This is a genomic window from Aurantimonas sp. C2-5-R2 (assembly GCF_036549495.1).
GTDB classification, from domain to species: domain Bacteria; phylum Pseudomonadota; class Alphaproteobacteria; order Rhizobiales; family Rhizobiaceae; genus Aurantimonas; species Aurantimonas coralicida_A.
Genome location: NZ_JAZHLJ010000148.1, coordinates 1 through 4,172 on the forward strand (window position 1 = coordinate 1; position 4,172 = coordinate 4,172).

Consider the following 4,172-nt stretch of genomic DNA (forward strand, 5'->3'; position numbering starts at 1 on the left):
AGACTGCGGGAACGGCAGGTCTTCACGGGCCAGGACATCCATGCCCAACACTAGATCTAGTGGGTGTGGGAATCAACCGGATAGGCAAGATCGATATAACGATGTCGGTAGAATGGGAAGCTAATTATGGATTAGATTGGGCAGCTTTTCAGTCTCCGACGCGTGATACACCGCGTCCTGACAGATAACCCTCTCACGTCGCAGCCCCCAATAACACCACGATCCCCCCGACGATCAGCACGCAGCCGGCGAGTTCCTGCCGGGTGATGGTCTCGCGAAACCAGAACACCGACGAGGCGAAGGTGAAGACCAGCTCGATCTGGCCGAGCGCGCGGACATAGGCGACCTTTTCCAGCGTCATCGCCGTGAACCAGCCGGCCGAGCCGCAGACGCCGACGATCCCGACGAGGAGGGCGGGCCGCCAGGCGCGCGCGACGGCCTTCAGCTCGGCGCGGTCCCTGAGAGCCATCCAGGCAAGCATCGCCAGCGTCTGGATGCCCGTCGCGAAGGCCAGCGTCATCGCGGCCCGCATCGCCACCCCGCCATCGCCAAGCGACAGCGACGCCCACCGAAAGCAGACCGCCGAGACGCCGAACAGCGCGCCGGAGAGGAGCCCGATCCCGGCTTCTCGCGAAACGAGACCGTCGGCGAGCGCACTCCAGCCGCGCCGGCCGCCTGCCCCGCGTCCGGCGACCGAAATCAGCCCGACCCCGAACACGCCGACCACGATGGCGACGAAGGCCAGCGGCGCGATGGCCTCGCCGAGGATCAACAGGCCGAACAGCGCCGCCTGCATCGGCTCGGTCTTGGAGTAGGCCGTGCCGACCATGAAGTTGCGGAATGAAAACAGATAGACGAGCAGGAAGGTGGCGAGGATCTGCGCGATCCCCCCGACGGCGACGGCAAACAGGAACGTTGCGTTCGGCGGCGGGAAGCCCGTGCCGAGAAGGACGCGCAGGGCGAAGACATAAAGGACGGCGAAGGGAAAACCGAAGCCGAACCGCGCGAAGGTCGCCCCGGTCGTGCCCATGCGGCCCTTCAATTGCCGTTGCAGCGCCGAGCGCAGATTTTGCAGGAAGGCGGCGGTGATGGTAATCGGAATCCAGAGCGGCACAGGCGATCCGTCAGCTTTGTCTCAACGCCCCTCGCTCTCCTATTCGGCGACGCTTGGCAAGGCGGCCGATTGCTCGAACCTCTGGACATCATGACCGCGCACACAGCCATCCGTCAGACCGCCGACGCGACGCCGCAGGATTTCGCCGACATCCGCGACTGGGTCTTCGATCTCGACAACACGCTCTACCCGCGCCACACGAACCTGTTCGCGCAGATCGATCAGCGCATGACCGCCTTCGTCTCGGACTTCCTGTCCCTGCCCAAGGACGAGGCCCGGGTGGTTCAGAAGGATTTCTACCGCCGCTACGGCACTACCCTGCGCGGGTTGATGCAGGAGCACGCCGTCGATCCCGACGCCTTCCTGCAATATGTCCACGACATCGACTATTCGTGGCTCAGCCCCGACCTCGCGCTCGGCGACGAGATCAAGGCGCTACCGGGGCGCAAGTTCATCTTCACCAATGGCGACCGCGGCCACGCCGAGCGCACGGCGCGCCAACTCGGCATTCTCGATCATTTCGAGGATATCTTCGATCTGGTCGCAGCCGGGCTCGTTCCAAAGCCCGCCTCCGAGACCTACGACAAGTTCATGGGGCTGCACCGGATCGAGGCCGATCGCGCGGTCATGTTCGAGGATCTGGCCCGCAATCTCGAAGTTCCCAAGCGGCTCGGCATGCGCACGGTGCTGATCGTGCCGCGCAATCTGGAAGAAGCCTTCGGCGACGTCTGGGAGCATGAGGGGCGGGACGGCGAACACATCGACTACGTCACCGACGACCTCGCCACCTTCTTGCGCTCCGTCCGCTGACCCGTCGGTTCAGTTGCCGAGAAGCGACCGGCCTTTCCTGACGAGGCTAGCACCGCGGGCGAGCGCGGCTTTCCGCATCAACGCGATGTCGTAGGGACCAGCCGCCTGAGCGGGCCCATCCTCGCGGTCCGTCCTTGGTGTCATTTCCTTGGGCCGAGCGGCCAAACCTGCTTTCGCCCCCTCGCGATCCGCTCGGCTACCGACGTCGCTGTCGCTGCTTTCCCGCGCGGGAGATGTATCGTTGCCGATGGACTGGGGCGTGTCCCGGTCCTGCTGCTCGCGCATCATTGACGGGTCGGTGTCGAGATCGGGCATTCAGGTCTCCTCAACGGGGTGCTGGGCGGCGACGCGGCACGCCCGTAGCGTTTGGTGAAAAGCGCAGGGGTTTCAGGAGAAGTTCCGCCATGGCAACCCGATTTTCGCTCGCGTCCTGGCGCTTCGGCGACCGGCACGGCGCGAGACTCCGTTAAACCGCGTGCAGTTTTTGGAGTCAGAGGGGACGCTATATGCCCTCAGCTGCCGACGCAGAGGATTGGCAGGATCGAATCCTTCACCTCGGCGGTCGCATCCGGCACGCTGGCGAGCGGCTCTGATGCATCGGCGGTCTCGAAAGCAATGTCGTTGGCATGCAGGAAGGCGATGGCCGCATCCGGGCGGATGGCGAAGTTGATCGACTGGGGGATGTCGCCGGTGGCGTCTGCGACGGCGACCGCATTCAGCTTGGCTGTGACCACGCCGACGACACGGCCGGCGAGGTCGACCAAGGGTCCGCCGGAATTTCCAGGCTGCACCGCGGCCGAAATCTGCAGATAGCGCGGGTCGTTCATCAGGCCGAGCAGCGAAGAGACGTTGCCGCGCGTCACGTTGAGCGAGTCTGCGAGAATCGAGCGCAGCGGATAGCCGAGCGCCAGAATGTCCTCGCCGAGACGCGGCTTGCCCGCCGAGATTTCCAGAGGCTCACCGAGCGCTCCGTCGACCTTGATCAGCGCGAGATCGTTGTCCGTGTCGATAATGGTCTGGCTGGCCGCGCCGAGATCGCCGACGAGAACTGTCCTGCAGGCCTTCACGACATGCGCGTTGGTCAGGAGCCAGCCGTCGCGCGAAACGACGAAGCCGGTGCCGGCCATGTCGAATTCCTGCGCGCCTGGCTGCATCGCACCTGAGCCGGTCTCGCCGGGAAGCTCGAAAACATGCGGGCGGTTCGGATCGGAATAGGCCATGGCATAGCGGGCCTCCGGCGCGCCGACGGCACGCTTGCGCGCCAGCATCGAGGAGAATGGTTTCGCCTCGTTCGACGCGACCAGCGGCGCCTGCGGCTCGCCGGCAAAGGGATCGAAGAGATTCGACGCGACCACCGCATAGGGCGCCATACGCCCTGCCTCACCGTTGGTATAGGAGATCGAAAGGCCGCGCAGATCACCGTCCCGGTCCGCGAAGCGCATCACGTAGCTGCGGCCCGACTCCTGACCACGCAGAACGAACCACTCACCGCCGAACTCGGCGTCGCTGACCGAACGCGTTTCCGTCGCCTGGCTCAGGACATCGAAGAGTCCCTTGAGGGTCTGACCGGTGTCGGCGATGCGCACGGTTTCGATTTCGACAGCATCGTCGGCGGAGCGCCACAGATTACCGACCTCGGTGGCACCGAAGTCACGCACCATTCCCAGAGGCAGCGCGGCGCGGGCACCGGTCGCGGCATCATCGACCAACGTCATGCCGAGAGCCTTCTCGGCGTCGTCCGACCGCGCGATCAAAAGTTCCAGCATCGCTTCGTCGATGATACCGCTTGGCGTCATTCCAAGCCGCGCCTGAAAGTCGCGGATGGCGCGGAGCGACGCGGCGTCGATGACCCCGTCGAATGCGCCGACATAGTCACCGGTCCAGGCGAGACGAATCTGCAGGCCCTTGCGGAAATCGGCATCGGTCTGCTCGTTATAGGCGATCGACAACTCGGACACCTGGGCGACGGCCGTCAGCGGCGCCATAGGCGCGATGGCCAAGGCTATTCCCGCTAACAGAACCTTCGTGAAGCGCCGCATGTCATTCCCCTCGCGTCCGGTGACACAAAAGAAACGCGAGAAGGTCGGATTCGATCCCGACTAAATTCATTTTTTCTTAAGAAAGGATGTCCGAGACCTTTCCACTTTGAGGAAAAGCTCTAGGCTCAGGACTCATTGATCAGAGCCAGAAGATGACGGCGGCTGCGATGCAGATGGCCGAGAAGAAGGTGTGGGCGCAACGATCGTAG

4 protein-coding genes are annotated in these 4,172 nt (G+C 64.1%); 1 reads left to right on the top strand and 3 read right to left on the bottom strand.

Translation table 11 applies throughout. The features are described 5' to 3' along the window. Positions 1-193 precede the first annotated feature (193 nt). Positions 194-1,114 carry a DMT family transporter gene (locus VQ044_RS23945; protein ID WP_327650163.1) on the bottom strand — a complete coding sequence of 307 codons (921 nt, stop codon included), beginning with the start codon at positions 1,112-1,114 and terminating at the stop codon, positions 194-196. Positions 1,115-1,204: 90 nt separating this feature from the next. Here VQ044_RS23945 and VQ044_RS23950 point away from each other — a divergent pair, with 90 nt between their 5' ends. Beyond that, on the top strand, positions 1,205-1,924 hold the full coding sequence (locus tag VQ044_RS23950) for a pyrimidine 5'-nucleotidase (RefSeq protein WP_327650164.1): 720 nt from the start codon (positions 1,205-1,207) through the stop codon (positions 1,922-1,924). 9 nt (positions 1,925-1,933) lie between these two features. On the opposite strand, the gene VQ044_RS23955 is transcribed toward VQ044_RS23950, so the two are convergent. Further along, positions 1,934-2,239, bottom strand: a complete 306-nt coding sequence (locus tag VQ044_RS23955) for a hypothetical protein (protein ID WP_327650165.1) — start codon at positions 2,237-2,239, stop codon at positions 1,934-1,936. 197 nt (positions 2,240-2,436) lie between these two features. Next, complete coding sequence (locus VQ044_RS23960) at positions 2,437-3,924, bottom strand: serine protease (protein WP_327650167.1); 1,488 nt, start codon at positions 3,922-3,924, stop codon at positions 2,437-2,439. Positions 3,925-4,172: the final 248 nt, after the last annotated feature.

Bases quoted from the DNA above. Each gene is read 5' to 3' on its own strand.
- VQ044_RS23950 (WP_327650164.1), top strand. From the start codon at position 1,205: ATGACCGCGCACACAGCCATCCGTCAGACCGCCGACGCGACGCCGCAG.
- VQ044_RS23955 (WP_327650165.1), bottom strand. From the start codon at position 2,239: ATGCCCGATCTCGACACCGACCCGTCAATGATGCGCGAGCAGCAGGAC.